Annotated in this window: 13 protein-coding genes; 6 read left to right on the top strand and 7 right to left on the bottom strand. The window is 56.4% G+C overall.

Annotated elements, in window-relative coordinates; translation table 11 throughout:
• The first annotated feature begins 76 nt into the window (after positions 1 to 76).
• Positions 77 to 3,472 carry an indolepyruvate ferredoxin oxidoreductase family protein gene (locus ACR0DU_RS16360; protein WP_480876003.1) on the top strand — a complete coding sequence of 1,132 codons (3,396 nt, stop codon included), beginning with the start codon at positions 77 to 79 and terminating at the stop codon, positions 3,470 to 3,472.
• Here ACR0DU_RS16360 and ACR0DU_RS16355 read toward each other — a convergent pair.
• From ACR0DU_RS16355 to ACR0DU_RS16330, 6 genes are all read right to left on the bottom strand, one after another.
• Entirely contained in the window at positions 3,469 to 4,773 is a 1,305-nt protein-coding gene (locus ACR0DU_RS16355; RefSeq protein ID WP_480456838.1) for an NAD(P)/FAD-dependent oxidoreductase, read from the bottom strand. The genes ACR0DU_RS16360 and ACR0DU_RS16355 overlap by 4 nt on opposite strands.
• A complete protein-coding gene (locus ACR0DU_RS16350) occupies positions 4,760 to 5,443 on the bottom strand; it encodes a TetR/AcrR family transcriptional regulator (RefSeq protein ID WP_480876001.1) in 684 nt (227 codons plus the stop codon). The genes ACR0DU_RS16355 and ACR0DU_RS16350 overlap by 14 nt, the downstream gene beginning before the upstream one ends.
• The gene (locus ACR0DU_RS16345; protein WP_480876000.1) at positions 5,444 to 6,988 is read right to left on the bottom strand and encodes a trimethylamine methyltransferase family protein; all 1,545 of its coding nucleotides are present in this window, start codon (positions 6,986 to 6,988) and stop codon (positions 5,444 to 5,446) included.
• A gap of 2 nt (positions 6,989 to 6,990) precedes the next feature.
• Positions 6,991 to 9,393, bottom strand: coding sequence for a GcvT family protein (locus tag ACR0DU_RS16340; protein ID WP_480875998.1), 2,403 nt, complete (start codon positions 9,391 to 9,393; stop codon positions 6,991 to 6,993).
• Positions 9,394 to 9,491: 98 nt separating this feature from the next.
• Positions 9,492 to 10,121, bottom strand: coding sequence for a glutathione S-transferase family protein (locus tag ACR0DU_RS16335; RefSeq protein WP_480875996.1), 630 nt, complete (start codon positions 10,119 to 10,121; stop codon positions 9,492 to 9,494).
• A gap of 91 nt (positions 10,122 to 10,212) precedes the next feature.
• Positions 10,213 to 10,710 carry a class I SAM-dependent methyltransferase gene (locus tag ACR0DU_RS16330; protein WP_029621662.1) on the bottom strand — a complete coding sequence of 166 codons (498 nt, stop codon included), beginning with the start codon at positions 10,708 to 10,710 and terminating at the stop codon, positions 10,213 to 10,215.
• A gap of 230 nt (positions 10,711 to 10,940) precedes the next feature.
• Between ACR0DU_RS16330 and ACR0DU_RS16325 the strand changes: the two genes are divergently transcribed.
• Genes ACR0DU_RS16325 through ACR0DU_RS16305 form a run of 5 tightly spaced genes read left to right on the top strand, consistent with a single transcriptional unit; the run spans position 10,941 to position 18,165 of the window.
• Positions 10,941 to 12,713, top strand: a complete 1,773-nt coding sequence (locus ACR0DU_RS16325; RefSeq protein WP_480875994.1) for an ABC transporter ATP-binding protein — start codon at positions 10,941 to 10,943, stop codon at positions 12,711 to 12,713.
• Positions 12,706 to 14,619 (top strand): ABC transporter substrate-binding protein, encoded by a 1,914-nt coding sequence (locus tag ACR0DU_RS16320; protein WP_480875992.1) that lies wholly within the window; start codon positions 12,706 to 12,708, stop codon positions 14,617 to 14,619. The genes ACR0DU_RS16325 and ACR0DU_RS16320 overlap by 8 nt, the downstream gene beginning before the upstream one ends.
• Before the next feature lie 14 nt (positions 14,620 to 14,633).
• Entirely contained in the window at positions 14,634 to 15,662 is a 1,029-nt protein-coding gene (locus ACR0DU_RS16315) for an ABC transporter permease (protein ID WP_010437945.1), read from the top strand.
• On the top strand, positions 15,659 to 16,813 hold the full coding sequence (locus ACR0DU_RS16310) for an ABC transporter permease (protein WP_170774972.1): 1,155 nt from the start codon (positions 15,659 to 15,661) through the stop codon (positions 16,811 to 16,813). The genes ACR0DU_RS16315 and ACR0DU_RS16310 overlap by 4 nt, the downstream gene beginning before the upstream one ends.
• Positions 16,810 to 18,165, top strand: a complete 1,356-nt coding sequence (locus ACR0DU_RS16305; RefSeq protein WP_480875990.1) for a CoA transferase — start codon at positions 16,810 to 16,812, stop codon at positions 18,163 to 18,165. Before ACR0DU_RS16310 ends, ACR0DU_RS16305 begins: the two co-directional genes overlap by 4 nt.
• Before the next feature lie 85 nt (positions 18,166 to 18,250).
• Here the strand turns inward: ACR0DU_RS16305 and ACR0DU_RS16300 are convergent, their stop codons facing one another.
• Positions 18,251 to 20,638, bottom strand: coding sequence for a mechanosensitive ion channel domain-containing protein (locus ACR0DU_RS16300; RefSeq protein WP_480875989.1), 2,388 nt, complete (start codon positions 20,636 to 20,638; stop codon positions 18,251 to 18,253).
• Positions 20,639 to 20,730 lie beyond the last annotated feature (92 nt).

Genomic DNA, 20,730 nt, shown 5'->3' with positions numbered 1-20,730 from the left:
CAAAATGGAACGGTTAACCATTCGAACTGGGTTAAAATTTCCTCAACCAAAGGCATAATCCCATGGACCCGATGCAATGAGCCACCTCGACCGAAATATTCGCACCTATCAACTCGACGATCGCTATTCCCTAACTCAAGGCCGGGTCTTTTTGACGGGCACTCAGGCCCTCGCGCGGATCATGATGGATCAGGCGCGGCGCGATCGGCAGGCAGGTTTGAATACATCAGGTTTTGTCTCTGGCTATCGCGGATCGCCACTGGGCGGGTTGGACCTAGAGCTGTGGCGCGCCAAAGAGCGATTAATAGCTGACAGAATCACCTTCATGCCCGCTGTGAACGAGGACCTGGGCGCAACAGCCGTACTGGGTGCTCAGCAGGCCACGTTGGACCCACATTGCGAAGTCGAGGGCATCTTTTCGATGTGGTACGGCAAAGGCCCTGGCGTCGACCGCTCAGGCGATGCGCTAAAACATGGCAATGCTTATGGTTCCGCCCCGAAAGGCGGCGTGCTTGTGGTGGCGGGCGACGACCACGGTTGCGTCAGTTCGTCGATGCCGCACCAATCGGACGTGGCCTTCATGGCGTGGTTTATGCCCACATTGAACCCGGCCTCGGTCGAGGAATATCTGGAATTCGGCGAATACGGATTCGCTCTTTCCCGCTTTTCAGGCACGTGGGTCGGGTTCAAGGCGATCTCGGAAACAGTCGAAAGCGCGCGTTCGGTCGATCTGCGCCCGGACCGCAGTTTCACCCTACCCCGGATCGATCTTCCAGAACGCGGCTTGCATGTGCGGACAGCCGACCTGCCCTCGCCTGAAATCGAGACCCGCATACAACACAAGCTGCGTGCCGTCCGGGCATTTGCCGAAGAAAACCCCATCGACCGGCGCATCTATGACATCGACAACGCCAAGTTCGGATTTGTGACCACCGGCAAAGGTCACCTTGATTTGATGGAGGCGCTGCGTCTACTCGGCCTTGATGAAGCCGCTTGCCGCCGCTTGGGGATCGACATCTACAAGGTCGGCATGGTCTGGCCGCTGGCCCGCCGCAACGCGTTGCGCTTTGTGAAAGGCAAGGCCGAGGTTCTGGTTGTCGAAGAAAAACGCGGCATCATCGAAAGTCAGTTTAAAGAGTACTTCTATGACTGGCCCGGCGATAAACCCCATAAGATGGTGGGGAAGTATGACAGTCACGGCGAGCCGCTGATCCCGTGGACCGGGGAACTTAGCCCATTGATGCTGGCCCCCATAGTGGCCGCCCGCCTTGACACGTTCTTTCCAGAAGAAAACCTGCCCGCCAAGGCACAGGCTTTAACCGAGACTCCTCCGCCCGAAATCAAAGTCTCGGGCGCGACGCGGACGCCTTACTTCTGCTCGGGATGTCCTCATAACACTTCGACCAAAGTTCCCGACGGGTCCACCGCTGCTAGCGGGATCGGCTGCCATGTCATGGCCTCGTGGATGGATCGCGAAACCGTCGGCTACGCACAGATGGGCGGAGAAGGCGTGCCTCACGTGGTGGCCTCACAATTCAATGGCGACAAGCATATCTTTCAGAATCTGGGCGAAGGAACATGGTACCATTCGGGATCCCTCGCGATCCGTCAGGCGGTCGCGGCAGGAACGAACATCACCTATAAAATCCTCTACAATGATGCGGTCGCAATGACCGGAGGGCAGCCGGTGGACGGGCCAGTCAGCGTGGCAGGCATCGCGCAAACCTGCCGCGCCGAGGGGGTCGAGCGGATCGCACTGGTCTCGGATGACATCACCAAGTTCGGCCGTGCCGAATTCCCTGCGGGAACTACATTTCATGACCGGGCAGAAATGGACAGCCTGCAACGCGAGCTGCGCGACATACCCGGTGTCACCGTTCTGATCTACGAACAGACTTGCGCGACCGAAAAGCGACGCCGCCGCAAGCGCGGCACGATGGAAGACCCACAGAAATTTGTTTGGATCAATGATCTCGTCTGCGAAGGCTGTGGCGATTGCTCCGTCGCGTCGAACTGCCTAAGCGTTGAGCCGCGTGAAACGCCGCTGGGCCGCAAGCGCAAGATTAATCTGAGCTCCTGCAACAAGGATTTCTCGTGCCTGAACGGGTTCTGCCCCAGTTTCGTCACCATTGAGGGCGCAACTCGGCGCAAGCAGAGCGTTAATATGGATCTTGATGCGCTTGAGGCGGAACTGCCCCTGCCCTCAGCCGCATCTTTGGAGTCCCCCTTTGATCTGCTGGTGACAGGCGTCGGAGGCACCGGAGTGGTTACAGTCGGGGCCTTGATCACCATGGCGGCGCATCTAGAAGGTAAGGGTGCTTCGGTTCTGGATTTCACCGGATTTGCACAAAAATTCGGAACCGTACTGAGCTATATCCGCCTCGGTAAAGAACCTGATACGCTCAACCAGGTGCGCATTGATAAGGGCGCTGCGGATGCGGTGATCGGATGCGATGTGGTCGTAAGCTCGGCCCCCAAAGCATCGGCTCACTATGCGCCGGGGACGCGCGTCGTTCTGAACCGAGCCGAGATGCCTACCGGAGATCTTGTGCTGCATCGTGATGCCCAACTACGGGTTAACGCGCGGGAGCAGGCGATTGCAGACGTAGTGGGTGCGGAAAATTTAACCAGCCTTGACGCAAACGCGATGGCCGAGGCGCTTTTAGGCGATACGGTCTTCGCCAATGTCATTATGTTGGGCTATGCTTGGCAAAAGGCGCTGGTGCCTGTGTCACATACCGCTCTGTCTCAGGCCATCCTCCTCAACGGAGTTGCGGTTGAGAAGAACCGGTTGGCTTTTGCTCTTGGGCGATGCTTAGTCGTCGACCCCGATCGGGTTCAGGGATTGACGCAGCCGATCCAGGCAGAAGAAACACTGGACCAAATGATCGCGCGCCGGATTGCATATTTGACTAACTATCAGGACGCCGAATATGCCAACCAATACGCACAGCGGATTAAGGCAATCCGATCGTCAAACTCAGACATCCCGGACGGACTTGCTGAGACGATTGCCCGAAATCTGTTCCGTTTCATGGCCTATAAGGACGAATTTGAGGTCGCCCGACTGCAGACATCCCCGGACTTTTCCGCGGAACTCTCACAGCAGTTCGAAGGAGATTACAAAACCAAATACCATTTTGCCCCGCCACTGCTGAGTTGGCGCAAGGATGAGCGCGGGCGACCGGTCAAGTTTGCGGTGGGCGTATGGATGCGCCCGGTTCTGCGTGGGCTTTCGAGGCTGCGCAGATTGCGCGGATCACCTCTGAACCCGTTCGGATATCACGCCGAAGCGCGGCTGCACCGTAATATCCTGAATTGGTTTGAAGGGCTTCTGGACATGTATCAGACCAATCCGACAGCACGATCAGAAGCAGAGTGGTTGCGCGCGTTCTCGGCGGCGGACCAGATACGAGGGTTCGGACCGGTACGCGAAGAGAGCTTCGAAACAGCGCGCGCAGAGGTGTCTTAACCGAGAACCGAAAAGCTGCTTTCGGTATTGATGGGCCGTTTGCGGGAATAAAATCCGGTGTCGATTGTCCGGCCTAAATAGGGCAACTCGAACCGCAACGGATTGGCATCATGATCTGCGCCGCCTTCGACATAGCCGATCAAAGCGGTCATCATCTTGCCCGCGATCGGAGCATTTTTGTATTGGTTCCCGCTGGTGCCGCAGGCCATATAGAAACCCGGAAGGCTGGATTTATCATAGATCGGAATCCAATCTGTCGATGCATCGTACAAATCCACGACGCCCCGGGTGCGTGAAGGTATCCCCAGGCTGGGAACGCGCTGCGCGTATCGCATGGCTTGCGTTGTCCACTGGTCTGTAAATTCGTGGTTATAATTCACGTCATCTTCGCACCACTGATGCGGATCGCACGCCGGATCTTCCGAGCCGATCAGAATGTGGTTGCCATGCTCAGGGCGGCAATAAAGGGCGATGTCGCTATCTGAGACAATTGTTCCTTGTGTCTCAAAATCAAACCCTTCGGGTGCCGGGACATGCACGACTTCCTGCCGCAGCGGGCGAGTCTGGATGGTCATGTCACCCAGAACCCCAGCCATTTCGTTAACAATTGCCGACCCGGGCCCAGCGACGTTTACAACCACTTTGGCATGGATCTCTTCACCCGAGGCAAGTTTGACGCCCGCAACGCGGCCCTCGCTGGTCAGTATTTCACGCACCTCAGCACCGGTGCGAACGTCGGCACCATGCAACTTTGCCGCATCCATCAGGTTTTGGGCCGACAACGCCGGATCTGTCACATATCCCGCGTTCGGCCAGAAAACCGCGCCTTGAACATGTGCCCCGTTCGATTGCCCAAACTCTGGATCATCCATGCGCCGCGCCGGAGCGAAGCTGTCTAACGTGTAAATCGGCATACGTTCAGTGATCTTCTCCGGTGTCCATTCTTCAAAAGGACAATCCAGTTCGGTACTATACTTCTTATGGTTTTCAAGAAATCCATTGGCCTCCGTCTTCATGACCATACAGCCGGTTTCACGGAACTGTGCCAGATTGGCATCATCGGACAATCCCAGATAATCTGCCCAATCACGCCAATAATGGTATCCCTCCCAGGCGAAGGCCGTGCCATCAAAAGTCGAATAATGCATCCGGACGATGGCGCATGAACCGGCGGTCGATCCATGCCCAACTTGCGTATTGCGGTCCAGTGACAGAGTCTTCCAACCCGCCTTTGCCATCTCGAAGGCGATGGCGGCCCCAATTACGCCGGTTCCGATAATGATTGCATCAGGTTGGCTCATGTCCTGTCCTCTCCCAAAGGCGTTTCGCATAGTCGCTGAATTCGGATACTTCTTCGGGTCGCGGCTCAACCCCAGTGAAGACGTAAAGATAGTGTGCCACCATCGATAGCCTGGTCGCCATCGGCTCATTCAACTGTGCTAGATCATATCCGATCTGCATATAGTACAGTACGCGTGCACGAGTCTCGGCTTCGATCTCATCATAGTTGAAACGGATGAACATCGTGCGCAGCGCTGCCAGACGTCTCGCGTCGGATTGATCCAACATGCGTCGCACCTTTCCCGATCGTCGCGCCCAATCTCGAACGGCAAAATCAAGCGCCGTATCAAAAAGCTCTGAGTTCACGACACAACGCTGAACATTGCAAACAGCCGCCGTTATCGTCTCTGCAGGCAGTTCGGATTGTGCTATCAATGCTGCCGTGTTGGTTGCCTGCCATCGCGCCAGCAACGCATCCAACAACTCCTGCCTAGACTTGAAGTACCAGTAGAACGAGGAGCGCGAGACCGCCATACGTTCCGCCAGGTTCATGACCTTCACCTGCTCGACCCCATCCGAGATCAAGACGTCCATGGCGACGTTCAACCAGTCATCACGTGTGACCTTGATATTGCCGGTCAAGGGTTCAGCTTCCGGATCGTCCCGGTGGAGGATTGGTTTTGTGCTCATTCAACTCTCCGGCGGTGCACCGCCTGCTTCCGTGCGACGTGCGACGAAATCATGCAACGCGCCAAGGCGGCTCACATCCTGGGCTGGGGCTTCGAAATTCGCTAGAATTTCTTTCCAAACGCCTGTCGCCCGGTGATTTGCGTCGACCGAACCACGCTCGGTCCAAGTCCCGAAATTGGCGTAGTCATGAATATGTGGCTCGTAAAATGCAGTGTTGTAGCGTTCCATCGTCTGGCTGGTCGCGAAGAAATGCCCGCTGGGTTCAACTTCGCACAGCGCGGAATCGAAACCTATCTCTGAATTCCCTGCCTGCGCTCCGGCGCAAAGTTCGGCCACCATGTTCAGGACTTCTGCATCACAGATCATCTTTTCGAAGGACACCGTCAGGCCACCTTCAAGCCAACCGGCTGAGTGAATGATCACTGTCGCTCCGGCCATCAGACATCCCCAGAGACCGAACTGGTTCTCGTTGGCTGCCTGTACGTCATTGAGGTTCGAAGCCGACCCTGCCGCCGATCGCCAAGGCAGGCCTAAGTATCGTGCGAGTTGCCCCGCGGCCAGTGAAGCCTGAAAATGCGATGGTGTTCCAAACGCGGGCGCACCGGATTTCATATCAACGTTGCTGGTGAAGGTCCCATAGCACACTGGCGCGCGGGGGTTTGTCAGCTGCGTCAGGGTCAAAGCCGCGAGCACCTCGGCATGCGACAGGGTGATGGCCCCCGCAACAGTGATTGGCGCCATCGCGCCCATCAGGGTAAATGGAGTGATGATCGACATCTGCCCGTGGCGCGCAAAATCGATCAGCCCCTGCGCCATCGGAATATCCAGCGTCCGCGGGCTATTGGTGTTGATAATCGTGTAACAATGCGGATTACCCCGGAACTCATCATCGCTAAGCCCGCGCGCCATGGACAGCATCTCAAAACAGTCCATCACCTGAGGCGTTCCGCGCGAGAAGAAGAAGGGGAATTTGTCCGTCAATTCCATTTGCGCTTGGGTGGTGAAATAGTGCCTGACGTTGGTCGGTACGTCCTGCGGTTCGACCTGAGGCGAGATCATCTGGAAGACATCAAAATGATGCGTGAGCTTGAGGAACTCCAGATAGTCTTGCCCGTTCGCAGGCCTGCGCCCGCGCTCCAGGTCAGTCGCATTCGGAGCACCAGCCCCGGGTTGGAACACCAAAGAACCGAGCTCCAGCGTGAAATCCCTGCGCCGCGCCCCGGCGCGGCAGGCAATGGATTTCGGGGCCGACGCCACCGCAACCTCGACCATGTCGCGCCCGATGAAGACCATCTCATTATCTTCATTCACACGCGCACCGCCCTGCGCATAAATCCGGCGCGCCTCGGGCAGCAGGACCTTCACACCCAATTCTTCCAGCGTGCGCAAGGCCGTCTCGTGCATGTCAGCAATCTGATCCGCCGGAAATACTTCCATCTGCGGAAACGGATTGCGCAGCTGACGATAGTTCACGTCACGACTGGGTTGCGGGACCGCCTCTGCCCCACGCCCTCGGCGACGGCGTCTTCCGGCCTCTGCTTCCATGATCAACCTCGCATCGCTTTGCCCTGCGGGTCGTACGGCGACGGCTCAACCACGCGGGCTGGGCGTTCAACGCCAACCACATGCACCGACAGCTCTGTCCCTGGGTTAGCCTTGTCGCGATCTACCAGAGCCATCGCCAGGGACTTGCCGGTGTGGTGTCCAAAGCCTCCTGACGTCACAAAACCCACACGTTCGCCGCCTGCCCAAATGGGTTCATACCCGCTGGCATCCGCGTCCAACGCGTCGACTTCAAGCGTCACCTGTACCTGCGCTGGTCCGTTGCCATCGCGCTCGGCTAGCGCCGCATCTTTGCCGACAAAATCCTTGTCCCAGTCGATCCAGCGATCCATCCCGGTCATGCCGGGTGTATAGAGCTGGGTGAATTCTGCAGACCAGATACCAAAGCTCTTCTCAAGCCGCGTCGACAGCATCGCGTTGAAACCGCATTCGCGGATTTCCTCATCGGCCCCGGCCTCCAACAGCATACGGCGTAGCTTGATATGGTCGCCATAGCGGCAGTTGATCTCGTACCCCTTCTCGCCCGTCACTGACATCCGGGCAACGCGGGCGCGAACCAGTCCAATATCGAAGTCGCCACAGCCCATGAATTTCAAGCCCGAGATGTCCTGTTCTGCCAGTTTCTCGACCACGGTCTCTGACCTCGGCCCAACCACGGCTAATCCACAGTATTCTTCACCCAGATCGCGGACCGTGACGCCATCCATCATGTGATCATCGAACCAACGCATATGCCAGGCACGCAGATAGTAGCTGCCCATGATCCACCAGGTGCCATCGCCCCAGTTGAGCACAGTCAGATCACCCTTGAGCCGTCCGTTCTCGCCCAGCATTGGAGCCAGTTTAGCCCGACCCGGCGCGGGGAGTTTTGAGGCCATGACTTTGTCGAGCCACGCCTCGGCATTCGGACCTGAGACCTCAAACCGCGAGAAACCCGAGATATCAAGCAGGCCCACACCTTCGCGGATGGCCTTGCATTCCTCAGCCACGATGTCATGCGCGTTGGACCGCTTGAGCGTCGGCGTCTCCTCGAACCCGTTCGGCGCGAAATAAAGCGGCACTTCAAGGTCCCAGCTAACTCCCCATTTACAGCCTGCCTCGGTCATCGCGTCATGGGCCGGAGCCATTTTCAGCGGGCGGCCTGCGGGCAGCTGCTCGTTCGGGTAGGTCATCACGAACCGGCGCGAATAGAACTGTCCCGTTGTCTCGCGGATATAACGTTTGTTCTGAGCGAAATCGCCATAACGTGCCACGTCCATCGGCCAAGCGTCGGCTTCGGGCTCGCCATGGATCATCCACTCGGCCAGCGTCTTGCCGACGCCACCACCCTGCAGGAACCCGGCCATCACCGCACAGGCTGACCAATAACCGCGCTTGCCCGGGACCGGACCGACCAACGGGTTGCCATCAGGCGAGAAGGTAAACGCGCCATTCACCCATGTCTTGATGCCGACATTCTGGATCGACGGATAGCGTTCAAAGCCCAGCGTCAATTCGTTCTCGATCCGGTCAAGCTGTTCCTGAAACAGCTCTTCGCCGTAATTCCAAGGCGCACCGTCCATGGCCCAGTGTTCATGATCGACTTCGTAGATGCCAACCAGAACACCCTTCTGGTCCTGCCGCATATAGGTAAAACCTTCGAGGTCGACAGTCATCGGCATCTCAAAATCAGCCTCGGCGACCTCAGGCACTGTATCAGTGATCAGATAGTGGTGTTTGAGTGGCGACACCGGCAGTTCCACCCCTGCCATACGGCCCACCTGCTTGGCCCAAAGACCTGCGGCATTGACGACATGCTCACACGTGATGGTGCCCTTGTCGGTCACAACTTCCCAACCATCCGCGGTCTGCGTCAGGCGTTCGACCTTGGTTTCCTCATAGTACTCGGCTCCGCGCTTTTTAGCCGCCGTGGCATAGGCCTGAACTGTTCCAGTGGTGTCGATATAGCCTTCGCGGTCCGCCCACATTGCGCCTAGCACGCCGTCGGTTGACATGATCGGGCAGCGTTTCTGTGCCTCTTCCGCGGATAACAATTCGCAATCATCAATGCCGATAGATTGAAAGATGCGGTAGTTGGCCTGCAACCACTCCCACCGTTCAGGCGTTCCGGCCAACGTCAGGCCGCCGGTCATATGCAGGCCGATGTTCTGACCCGATTCCTTTTCGATCTCGCTTAGCAGATCAATCGTGTAGGCCTGAAGCGATGCCATGTTGGGATCGGCGTTCAACGCATGGATGCCACCCGCCGCATGCCAGGACGAGCCCGAGGCCAGGCGCCGACGCTCCAACATCACCACATCCGACCAGCCGAACTTGGCAAGGTGATACAGAACCGAAGCGCCCACAACGCCGCCGCCAATTACCACTACGCGATACTGCGATTTCATCCCAACCTCCCTGGATGACTCGCAAGGGACGCTAGACGCACTGTTCACTTCTGTCTAGACATTTCTGTACAGTTCTGTGCCTTCTATAAAAACGCGCGTTAAATCCGGGCACTTGGTCGCGCGCGAATGGAATCAAACCAAGCTTGTGTGGCTGTGTTGTCGTCAGGAATGCGCATCTTGATGACACGTGCAAAATCGACAAATACAAATGCGGTGATGTCGGCGAGCGTGAATGAGCCCCCTGATACGAAATCATTTTCGCGCAGACGAACTTCTAATAAATCAAAAAAAGCACCCACCCGTGCAATTCCGCGCTGCGCCATTTCGGGAATCTGCGCATGGTTCGTGGGGCCTGTAATGGCGCGGTCTTTGAACGAGGGATGGGTATTGCGCAACGTCTCGGCAATCGGCGCACCGCATTGCTGCTCGGCAATGGCGCTCCACATCAAAACTTTGCCCTTTTCATCCGCTGTTCGGCCCATCAACGCAGGCTCAGGAAAACGCGCTTCGAGATAGGCCGCAATGCCGAGATTTTCGGTGAGCACGGTACCTTCATCCGTGATCAGCACCGGGATCGTCGCGCCGGGGTTCACCGCCCGAAAAGCATCACTCAGTTGCTCGCCATTTACGATCGAGATTTCGCGCGTCTCAATCTCCAACCCTTTTTCTGCAATGAACATCCGGGCTCGGCGTGGGCTGGGCGCGGTCGAGCAATCATAGAACAGCATTTGACGATCCCCTCTGAGGCTTCACACCCCAAACGTTAGACCGCCCCAGTGCAACAGCGCGAGTCCGATCACAAAGTGACCCTACGGCAGATCAGCGTTGATAGATGAAGCAGCGACCCTCAACCGCACCACTCGGCAGCGGCAGCTCGGTCAAATCCTCGAAATACATGCGATCACTCGAGACCATCAACCCACCACGCGCCAACAGCGGCTCGATCAAAGGTGAGACGAGACGGGCAAATGTATCGTTCTTTTGCCGGTTATGTCCCCCTAGATCGGCGTGGATCAGACTGGCCGACGCGCCAAACTGCGCGACCGATGCGGGCAGCGTTTCACGCACGTCACCCAAAATTACGCGATCATCGGGCGGTGTTGAATCGGGGTGCGAGGCGACCGCACGTTCAAAAACATAAACTGGGCGGTCCTTTATATGCTGAACCATGTGATGATAAGTGCGCCCATTTCCCAGCCCAAGCTCAAATACCGGGCCTTCATGCCCAGTGGTCTGCGCGATTGCATAATCCAAACAAGCACGCTGCGAGACCATGCGATCAATAAACAAATCTAGACGACTTTGAGCTTCTGGCACAACGATTACCCCTATTTGTAGACACGGCACATTACGTGTGCCTTTCGACCAGGTAGTGACAAATTCTCAAGGGAATGTGTAGGCGCACTGCCAAGAATTCACGATTCCGCGACGTTTCAGGTGCAGAAGGTGTTTGACTACCCCGCCCGAACCGCGCGAAACTACGAAAAAAAAGACAGGGAGTTCACAAAGCCGATGTTACCTAGCGGCCAGACGGGTGGAAAACCCGCATGAGTGCGTTGTTGTCCGTTCGGAACCTCAGCATCGGCTTCGGCAAGGGTCCTTCCGTGGTTCGAGATGTCAGCTTTGATGTCGAGCCTGGACAGACGCTTGCATTGGTTGGTGAATCTGGATCGGGCAAGACGATTTCGTGTCGCGCTGCTCTACGCATTCTGCCCCGCACCGCTCAAATCCGCAGCGGTACGATTACCCTGAACGATTCCAGAGGCACAGCGGAGTTAACTCAACTCAGCGAACGTCAAATGCGTGACATTCGAGGCAATCGGGTGTCGATGATCTTTCAGGAGCCGATGCGCTCGCTCTCTCCGCTTCACAAAATTGGAAACCAGGTCAGCGAAGTTCTTTGGCTGCACCGCGGCGCATCTGAATCTGAGGCACGCAAAGAAGTACTGACGCAATTTGAACGGGTGGGCTTTCCCGACCCGGCCCGCGCCTATGACAGCTATCCGTTTGAATTGTCCGGCGGCATGCGACAGCGGGCCATGATCGCGATGGCGATGGTTTCCAAACCTGAATTGCTCATCGCGGACGAACCAACCACTGCGCTGGATGTAACAACTCAGGCGCAGGTTCTTGGGCTCATCAAAGAACTGCAGCGTGAAACCGGTATGGCGCTAATTCTGGTCACGCATGATTTGGGTGTCGTCGCCAACATGGCCGAGCAGGTTGTTGTCATGCACAAAGGTCGTGTGATGGAGGCCGGTCCAGCCGCCCTGATCCTGAACGACCCGGCCCATCCCTACACCCAGCAACTGTTCGATGCAGCGCCAGAAATACCTGACCAGGATGCGGTGGGCATGCCGATGCCCGATGAAGACCTGATATTGCAGATGACCGGGGTTTCGAAGACCTACACAATGCGGTCCAGCAAAGGCTGGAGAGCCGACAAGCTGATCCACGCTTGCCGCGGCGTCGATATGAAGCTGGCGCGCGGCAAAACACTTGCGATCGTAGGCGAAAGCGGATCGGGCAAAACCACCGCAGCGCGTATCGCTCTGGGTGCCGAACTGCCGGACCCTGGCGGAGAGGTGCTGTTCCGGACAAACAAGGAAGCCGAGCCGCTCACAGTTCACAACATGACGCGTGCTGAGCGTACTGCCTTCCAGCGCAAGGCGCAGATGGTGTTTCAGGACCCCTACAGTTCACTAAGCCCCCGAATGCGCATTCAGGATGCTATGACCGAACCGTTGGAAATTCACCACCTCGGAACAGTAGCAGAACAACGCGATAAAGCAGCCGAAATGTTACAGAGGGTCGGACTGAACGCGGACATGCTCAAACGTTATCCGCACGCGTTTTCAGGCGGGCAGCGGCAACGTCTGTCTATCGCCCGCGCGATGATGTTGGACCCGGCTTTGATCGTTTGTGACGAGCCTACTTCGGCCTTAGATGTATCCGTGCAGGAACAAATTTTGACCCTGCTTGAAAACCTGCAAGACAGTCTGAACCTGTCTTACCTGTTCATCTCGCATGATCTCGCCGTTGTCGCGCGCATCGCTGATGAAGTTGCCGTAATGCGTCGGGGGCTGGTGGTTGAACAAGCCCCACCTGAAACTCTCTTCTATAATCCACGTCATCCTTACACAAAGGCATTGATCGCCGCCCAGCCCGAACCGGATATCAATCGTCCGATAGACCTGAAACTGGTTGCTTTGGGCGCGGGTTCGCCCGACAGTTGGGATGACGCCTTTCGATTTTCCGACACCATGATACCCTCGCTGGTAGAGTTGGAGCCCGGCCATAAGGTACGTTGCCATGTTTAAGACCACTCATCGATTGTTTCTGGCGACCGCGCTGGTCGTTGCAGCAGGTCTGCCCGCCACGGCAGAAATCCCGGCCAATCTTCAGGAAATCCCCTACTGGGAAGCCGAAGTTGAAGGTGGAAAGCTGCCACCTGTCGCCGACCGCATTCCGCAAGACCCGCTAATCGTTGATCTGACCGCAAAGGGGCGCGATTTCGGAACGCCCGGCGGAACGTTGCGAACCATGGTTACCCGGTCCAAGGACATTCGCCAGATGGTGGTATATGGCTATGCGCGGCTTGTCGGCTTTGACCATGAATACAACATCGTGCCTGATCTGCTGGCCTCTTTCGAAAACGAAGACAATCGCAAGTTTACCTTGAATTTACGCCCTGGCCACAAATGGTCGGACGGCACTCCGTTTACGTCTGAGGATTTCCGATATTGGTGGGAAGACGTCGCCAATAACGAGTTGCTCAGCCCATCAGGCCCACCTGATTTTTTGCTGGTTGAAGGTAAGGCTCCCACTGTCACTTTCCCTGATGAAACGACCGTCGTGTTCGAGTGGGCAAATCCGAACCCGGATTTTCTGCAATCTCTTGCACAGGCACGCCCACCGTTTATCTACCGCCCATCAGAATTTCTCAAAAAATACCACGAGAAGTTTGCCGATCCTGAAGAACTGGCTTTTCAGGTCGAAGACGCGCGGGTCAAAAGCTGGGCGGCGCTGCATAACAAGTTGGATAACCTGTACAAATATGACAATCACGAATTGCCCACATTGCAGCCCTGGCTCAATGCAAGCTCGGGCAAGAAAATCCGGCACAGCTTCGTCCGCAACCCCTACTATCACAGGGTCGATTCAAATGGGGTGCAGCTCCCTTATATCGATGTGGTCGAGATGGAGATTGTTGCCCCAGGTCTTGTCGCGGCCAAGACCAACGCGGGTGAAAGTGACCTGCAAGGGCGTGGGCTGGCATTCCGCGACGCGTCGATCCTGAAAAAAGGTGAAGCGCAAGGAGACTACAAAACGCTCTTATGGAAGACCGGGGTCGCCTCCCAAATCGCCATCTATCCCAACCTGAACTTCGAAGACGAAGCCTGGCGCAACGTATTGCGTGATGTGCGCGTCCGCCGGGCCCTTTCCCTCGCGATAGACCGCAAAACAATCAATCAAGCGCTCTATTTTAAGCTGGCCCATCCCGGCGCGATGTCGGTTTTGCCTGCGTCGCCATTCTATGACGAAGCAAATGCAAAGGCTTGGGCAGACTACGACGTCGATATGGCGAATGCGCTGTTGGATGAGGCTGGATTGACCGAGCGGGATAAAGACGGCATTCGCCTACTGCCTGACGGACGTCCGATGGAGTTGATTATCGAAACTGCAGGCGAGAGGCAGGAAGTAGAAAATGCCCTCCAAATCGTTACGGATACCTGGCGCGAGATCGGTGTCGAACTTGTGATGCGCCCCTTGGATCGGGACATTCTGCGCAATCGGGTCTTCTCGGGCAACACGATGGCCTCAGTCTGGTTTGGCTGGGATGACGGCATCCCGCAATTGCACACCTCACCTGCCTATCTCGCACCTACTGATCAGGTCTTTCTGGCCTGGCCCAAGTGGGGGCAGCATTACCAGACAGCTGGAGGATCAGGCGAGCCACCAGACATGCCCGAAGCCGAACTTCTCATGAAACTCGCGCATGACTGGGAAATCGCCACAACTGATGAAGAGCGCGCGGCAGTCTGGACTGAAATGCTGAAAATTCACGCGGATCAGCTGTTTGCCATTGGTATTCTTAACGGCGCACCGCAGCCCATCGTTGTGTCAAACCGGCTGAAGAACGTGCCCGAACAGGCCATGTGGGCCTGGGAGCCCGGTGCGCATTTCGGCATTCATCGTCCCGACGAGTTTTTCTTCGCCGACTGATCAGGAGCAGCTAAATGGTCATGCTGCGCTATGCGGTGTATCGCTTTTTCACGATGCTGCTGACGCTGTTGGTGGTGTCGGTACTGATCTTCGTGATCATCAACCTTCCCCCAGGCGACTACCTCAGCAACCAGATCGCTGAGTTGCAGGCCTCCGGCCAGTCTGCGGGCGTGGCTAAGGCCGAGTTTCTGCGCAAAGAGTATTCTCTGGATCGTTCGTTGCCGGAACAATATCTGATCTGGATAGGCTTCTGGCCCGGCCCGCACGGGTTTGAGGGTCTCTTGCAGGGCAATTATGGCTGGTCATTCGAATTTGACCGCCCCGTGCGCGAGATCGTGGGTGATACGCTCTGGTTGACTGTCGTGGTTAATCTGGCTGCCATTCTATTCGTCTATGCTGTGGCCCTGCCGCTGGGTGTTCTTGCGGCGGCCAAGTCAAGAACATGGATCGATTATACCTCTGCTTTTGTTGGGTATCTGGGCCTTGCGACTCCAAACTTCCTGCTGGCACTGATCCTGTTCTATTACGGCCATCGCTACTTTAACCTGCCAATTGGCGGCCTGATGGACCCTTCCTTTGAGGGTCAACCGATGAGCTGGGACAAGTTGAAATCCATCCTCGTTCACCTGATCGTTCCGACCTTCGTCATCGGCACCTCGGGCGCTTCGGCTATGATGCAGCGCCTGCGTGCCAACATGCTGGATGAGCTGGGCAAGCCTTATGTTGAAACCGCTATCGCCAAGGGGATGGCCCCGTCGCGGATGTTGACGAAATACCCGCTGCGAGTGGCCTTCAACCCCTTTGTTGCCGATATTGGCAACCTACTGCCTTCGATGGTTTCAGGTTCGGTTCTGGTCTCGGTTGTTCTGGGCCTGCAAACCATCGGGCCAACATTGCTGACCGCGCTTAAAACACAGGATCAGTTCCTGTCTGCTTTCATTCTGATGTTCGTGGCCTTGCTGACGCTGATTGGTACCATGATCTCGGACATCCTGCTGGTCATGCTTGACCCGCGCATTCGGTATGAGGGGCGAGAAGCATGAGTGAACGCCCCGATGGTCGCTATGTCGACGAAGCCCCGTTTGATCCGCAAGCCTCGCTCCAGCAACTTGAGCGTGCAGATCTCGATGCCCCGAATTGGGTCTTGGTCTGGCGCAAGTTCAGAACACACAAGCTGGGTCTGATTTCAGGTATATTCCTGCTGTTGTGCTATCTGATGCTACCCTTCGCGGGATTCATCGCCCCCTATGGACCGAACGACAGAAACGGTGAGCACCTCTATGCCCCACCCCAGTCTGTCAACTGGTTCCACGAGGGCAAATTCATAGGTCCTTATGTCTATCCCATTGTTGCAGAAGCGGACCTTGAAACCTTCCAATGGAAGTTCGTACCCGACACAGAGGACCCGCGCCCGATCCGGTTCTTCTGTGAGGGCTCCGAGTACAAACTGGCAGGCCTGATAAAATCCGACACCCACCTGTTTTGTGCACCTGAAGGCGCCACGCTGTTCCTATGGGGCTCGGACCGCTTGGGACGTGACGTCTTCAGTCGAATTCTTTACGGCGCACAATTGTCGCTGACTGTAGGCCTGATCGGCATCTCAGTGTCTTTCTTCCTCGGCATCCTGTTCGGATCAATGGCCGGGTATTTTGGTGGGCGCATCGACTGGGTCATAAACCGTGTGATCGAAATTTTGCGTTCCCTTCCGGAACTCCCGCTTTGGCTGGCTTTGTCTGCAGCCGTGCCTTCGAATTGGAGTCCTGTTGCAGTCTTCTTCATCATCTCGATCATTCTCGGCATACTCGACTGGCCCGGCCTTGCCCGATCCGTACGCGCCAAATTCCTTTCGTTACGGGAAGAGGAATATGTTCGCGCCGCCGAGATGATGGGCGCAAGCTCGGGTCGCGTGATCCGCAAGCACCTGCTTCCGAACTTCATGTCGCACCTGATTGCCTCAGCCACACTATCGATACCAGCGATGATCCTCGGTGAAACCGCGCTCAGCTTCCTTGGTCTTGGCCTGCGCGCACCGGCAGTCAGCTGGGGGGTCATGCTAAATGACGCGCAGAACCTTGCTTCGATCGAGATCTACCCGTGGACGGCGATTCCGATGCTACCAATCATCGTAGTCGTGTTGGCCTTCAACTTCCTTGGCGACGGACTGCGCGACAGTCTTGACCCCTACCAGCAATGAGCCTGCTATCCGCCCTCCCTTCAACTGACACATATCGGGTCAACGGGGCGGGCGCGTTGCCCAGCGCTTTTGCAGTCTCGGAACTGGCAACGGCCAGTTTTGCTGCTGTTGGTCAGGAAATGTCACGCCTTGTGACTGTGCTCAACCTGTCGCCAGAACCGCCGGATGTTTCCGTGGACCATCGGTTGGCTTCTCTATGGTATGGCTACTCATTCAAACCTGACAGATGGGACATGCCCAACCTTTGGGACGCGATCGCAGGAGACTATCGGGCCTCAGATGGTTGGATCAGACTGCACACCAATCTGCCGCATCACCGCACTGCTGCTTTGAAGGTACTAGAGGTCAACCCTGATCGGTCGTCGGTTGAACGCGCGATCCGAGACAGGGCCATTTCGGAACTCGAATCCGCAATTGTCGCCGAGGGTGGGGTTGCTGCCGCGATGCGCAGTCGCGCAGAATGGCATGACCATCCGCAGGGACGTGTACTCGCACGTGAACCATTGATCGGCTGGCAAGGCCCACGGAATATCAAGCTACGCGACCGGCCACAGGCGACCGTCGAGCGCCCCCTTGCAGGGCTACGCGTGCTCGACCTCACACGAATACTGGCAGGTCCGGTTTCTACACGAACACTTGCAGGTTTTGGGGCCGAAGTCCTTAGGATCGACCCTCCTGGCTGGGATGAGCCTGGCGTCATTCCCGACATCTCACTGGGCAAGCATTGCGCCTATCTGAATCTGAAATCACCCGCGGGAATTGGACAACTTCAGGAACTTCTCAGACAAGCTGACGTATTTGTTCATGGGTATCGCCCCGGTGCCCTCGACGCGCTTGGATTGGCTAAATCCAAGCGTGATCAGCTTGCCCCCAACAGGGTCGAGGTCACATTGGACGCCTATGGCTGGCAAGGTCCTTGGGCGACACGCCGGGGTTTTGACAGTCTGGTCCAGATGAGCGCCGGGATCGCGCACGCAGGAATGGAATGGGCTGGGGCCGGCGATCCAACCCCGCTACCTGTGCAAGCACTCGATCACGCGACTGGATACTTGATGGCTGCTGCTATTCTTTCGGCTCTGGCCGAGGCTGCATCCGGTCAAGCGGTCATGGATGCCCGACTTTCACTTGCACGCACCGCAGAACTGCTCGCCACTCTCGCCAAAAGCGATACTGAAGTGGATATCACCGGTGCGTCACTTGCAGATTATTCGGATGTGCAAGAACATTCCGGATGGGGGGCAGGTCACCGTTTGAAACCAGCACTGACTGTAGGCACTTCCAAGATGCGATGGTCCCTACCCGCCTCAAAGCTTGGATCATCAGAACCTGTCTGGCCTTCACTCGCCACGTAGACCAACCGCCGCGCGGAGCGCGGCCCCGCCCAACGCTTTGTATGGCGTCTCATTCGAGACGCCGTTCAAAGAGGCGGGAGCCGCCTTAGCGATCGTCGCCGCCGGGCCCAATATCATCCAGATAATCCTCGTCAATCGCAGCCTGAACAGCGCCTGTAACCGCTTCGCGCTGTTTTGGCGTTAAGTCTTCGGCCTCTTTGCCGTCTGCCAACCTTACGGTGACCTCGCGATGCGCGAACCGGATACCTTCGCGGGCAAACAGTTCACGGATATCTTGATATACTTTCTTGCGCACCAGCCACTGATCGCCTGGTTTGGTCATGAACTTGACCCGGATAATCATCGCCGAATCCTGCATCTCGATCACACCCTGAGATTTCAGAGGCTGGATAAAGTTTTCTCCGATCACCGGATCACTCAGCAATTCCTGACCCAATTTTTTGATCAGCTTCCGTACTTTTTCGACATCCGTGTCATACGTCACACGCAACGGCAGCTTCATGATCACCCAATCGCGCGAGTAATTGGTCAGCACCTTGATCTCACCAAAGGGAATCGTGTTGAGCGCGCCCAGATGGTGTCGCAACTGGAAGGACCGAACCGAGATCTTTTCCACCGTTCCCTTCACATCGCCGATATCGATATATTCACCTTTACGGAATGCATCATCCATCAGAAAGAACGCACCCGAAAAGATATCGCGCACCAGCGTTTGCGACCCAAATCCTACGGCCAATCCTACAACACCAGCACCCGCAAACAGCGGGCTGACATTGATCCCAAGTTCCATCAATACAATCAGCGCGATGGTGACAACGACCACAGCCAGGATCGCACCGCGAAACAGGGGAAGCAATGTCGCAAGCCGGCTCTGTCCACCTTCGCCCCCTTCATCGCCAAGCTCGGCACCGGCGGCACCATCGTCAACCTCTTCTGCAATCTTGCTGTCGATCCAGACCCGGAAAAAATGAAACAGAATGTAGCCGATGAACAAGATCACCATCACATCAAGCGCTCGCTCGATGGGCAGATCATCGCTCCAGTTGGCTTGCGGATTCCAGATCACGACCAGCGCGTATAGCCCCACCACAAAGGCCAGAATACCGGCCACCCTTCGGGCAAGATCTTCGTAGGTCAATATGGCGTGTTTGCGCTTTTCAGCCTCGGGTGTGACAAGCGCTGCAGCCTCACCTACCTCGGCCTCATCTGCTTCGGTGTTCAGTTCCGCGATCTGACGATTGCGATCAAAGTAGCGTTCCAGCAGATAGTTCATCGCACCATATGCAACGACCACTGACATGAATATTGCATAGCTGCTGGCTACGATCGGGACGGAATCCTCGATCTCCAAAACCAGATCAACTGCTAGCTTGAACCAGCTGAACACAATGTAGAGCATCAATACCGGCGCCCAGGCGAACGAGATAAATCGTAATATCCACGAAACTTGTTCGGGCAAACGCCCGCCACGGATCGCATGAGAAATCGCGCGGGCATTGAACAATATCATCAAGAGATTGCCCAGCGCACCGGCCAGAGTCAGGCTGCCATAAACCAAGGCATAAACATTGTAGTTCAGCCCAAAATCCGCAACCCAAGTCGAGAAAAGCACGACCGAGATATCAAACGTCGCGATTGCCGACGCCCACCGGTATAGCCGCTTGGCGTCCCGATCGGAAAACGGGGGCAAACGGTACTGGCTGAGAAACGGTGACAAGATCATCCGCCACAAGTCCGCAACCGTGCGCGACAGGAAGAACGCAGTAAAAATCGCGGTGACAGTGAACTGAATGGATATATCCTCGGCTTCGCCAAAGAACAGATACCCCACGATCAGCGCCATCAGCATCGCAAAGATCGTCCCACCGATGCCCATTACGAAGCGGTAAACCAAGAAAGGCATTTTCTCGCGATAGCCAACGGGGTTTTCCTTGATGCGGGCAACAACCCAACGCTTGGCGATACGCTTTCCGTAAATCTCGGTCGATAACCAGCGTCCCAGCAGAAGAAAAACAATGTTCCAGGCCAAGACCTCGAAATAGGTCTGAATACGGCCATCCGGGCTGGTTTGTCTCAGAACGTACTGCACCTCAAAAACCGAATACGGAAGCGCTTCTAAACGCGAGCGCACAGATTCCCGAAATTTCGAGAACCGCTCCTGAGCCTTCATCAGTTGAGACCCTTCCGCCATCGGGTCAGCAACCTCTGGATCAGATGTTGCACCGCCATTATTGGCTGACGAAACCACCTGTCCCGCGCTGTCGATTACGATGACACTTGCACCAGCTTCAGAAGCCGCGCGGATCGCAGCTGCCAGATCGCCCTCTTCTGCCGAACTTGATGTGCTGGTTTCTTCGGACGATCCAATTGGATATCCCGGGATCAGCGAGGTTTGCGCCTCTGCTTCGGGTACGCATGCAAGGATTGCGGCCCAAAGCACCAGAAACAGCCCGGCCAGAATATTCGTTTTCATAGTGTCTCGCACCCAAATCACAGTTGCCGGCAAGACTACAGAAGCTTGGTCTGCTGTTCAAATCATCCGCGCACGCAAAGGCATCTTTGCGT

It is taken from the genome of Ruegeria sp. G2, assembly GCF_056533505.1.
The sequence above is the reverse complement of the archived record's forward strand: the minus strand, read 5'-3'. Positions and strand labels throughout refer to the sequence as shown.

Bases quoted from the DNA above. Each gene is read 5' to 3' on its own strand.
- ACR0DU_RS16360 (WP_480876003.1), top strand. From the start codon at position 77: ATGAGCCACCTCGACCGAAATATTCGCACCTATCAACTCGACGATCGC.
- ACR0DU_RS16355 (WP_480456838.1), bottom strand. From the start codon at position 4,773: ATGAGCCAACCTGATGCAATCATTATCGGAACCGGCGTAATTGGGGCC.
- ACR0DU_RS16350 (WP_480876001.1), bottom strand. From the start codon at position 5,443: ATGAGCACAAAACCAATCCTCCACCGGGACGATCCGGAAGCTGAACCC.
- ACR0DU_RS16345 (WP_480876000.1), bottom strand. From the start codon at position 6,988: ATGGAAGCAGAGGCCGGAAGACGCCGTCGCCGAGGGCGTGGGGCAGAG.
- ACR0DU_RS16340 (WP_480875998.1), bottom strand. From the start codon at position 9,393: ATGAAATCGCAGTATCGCGTAGTGGTAATTGGCGGCGGCGTTGTGGGC.
- ACR0DU_RS16335 (WP_480875996.1), bottom strand. From the start codon at position 10,121: ATGCTGTTCTATGATTGCTCGACCGCGCCCAGCCCACGCCGAGCCCGG.
- ACR0DU_RS16325 (WP_480875994.1), top strand. From the start codon at position 10,941: ATGAGTGCGTTGTTGTCCGTTCGGAACCTCAGCATCGGCTTCGGCAAG.
- ACR0DU_RS16320 (WP_480875992.1), top strand. From the start codon at position 12,706: ATGTTTAAGACCACTCATCGATTGTTTCTGGCGACCGCGCTGGTCGTT.
- ACR0DU_RS16315 (WP_010437945.1), top strand. From the start codon at position 14,634: ATGGTCATGCTGCGCTATGCGGTGTATCGCTTTTTCACGATGCTGCTG.
- ACR0DU_RS16310 (WP_170774972.1), top strand. From the start codon at position 15,659: ATGAGTGAACGCCCCGATGGTCGCTATGTCGACGAAGCCCCGTTTGAT.
- ACR0DU_RS16305 (WP_480875990.1), top strand. From the start codon at position 16,810: ATGAGCCTGCTATCCGCCCTCCCTTCAACTGACACATATCGGGTCAAC.
- ACR0DU_RS16300 (WP_480875989.1), bottom strand. From the start codon at position 20,638: ATGAAAACGAATATTCTGGCCGGGCTGTTTCTGGTGCTTTGGGCCGCA.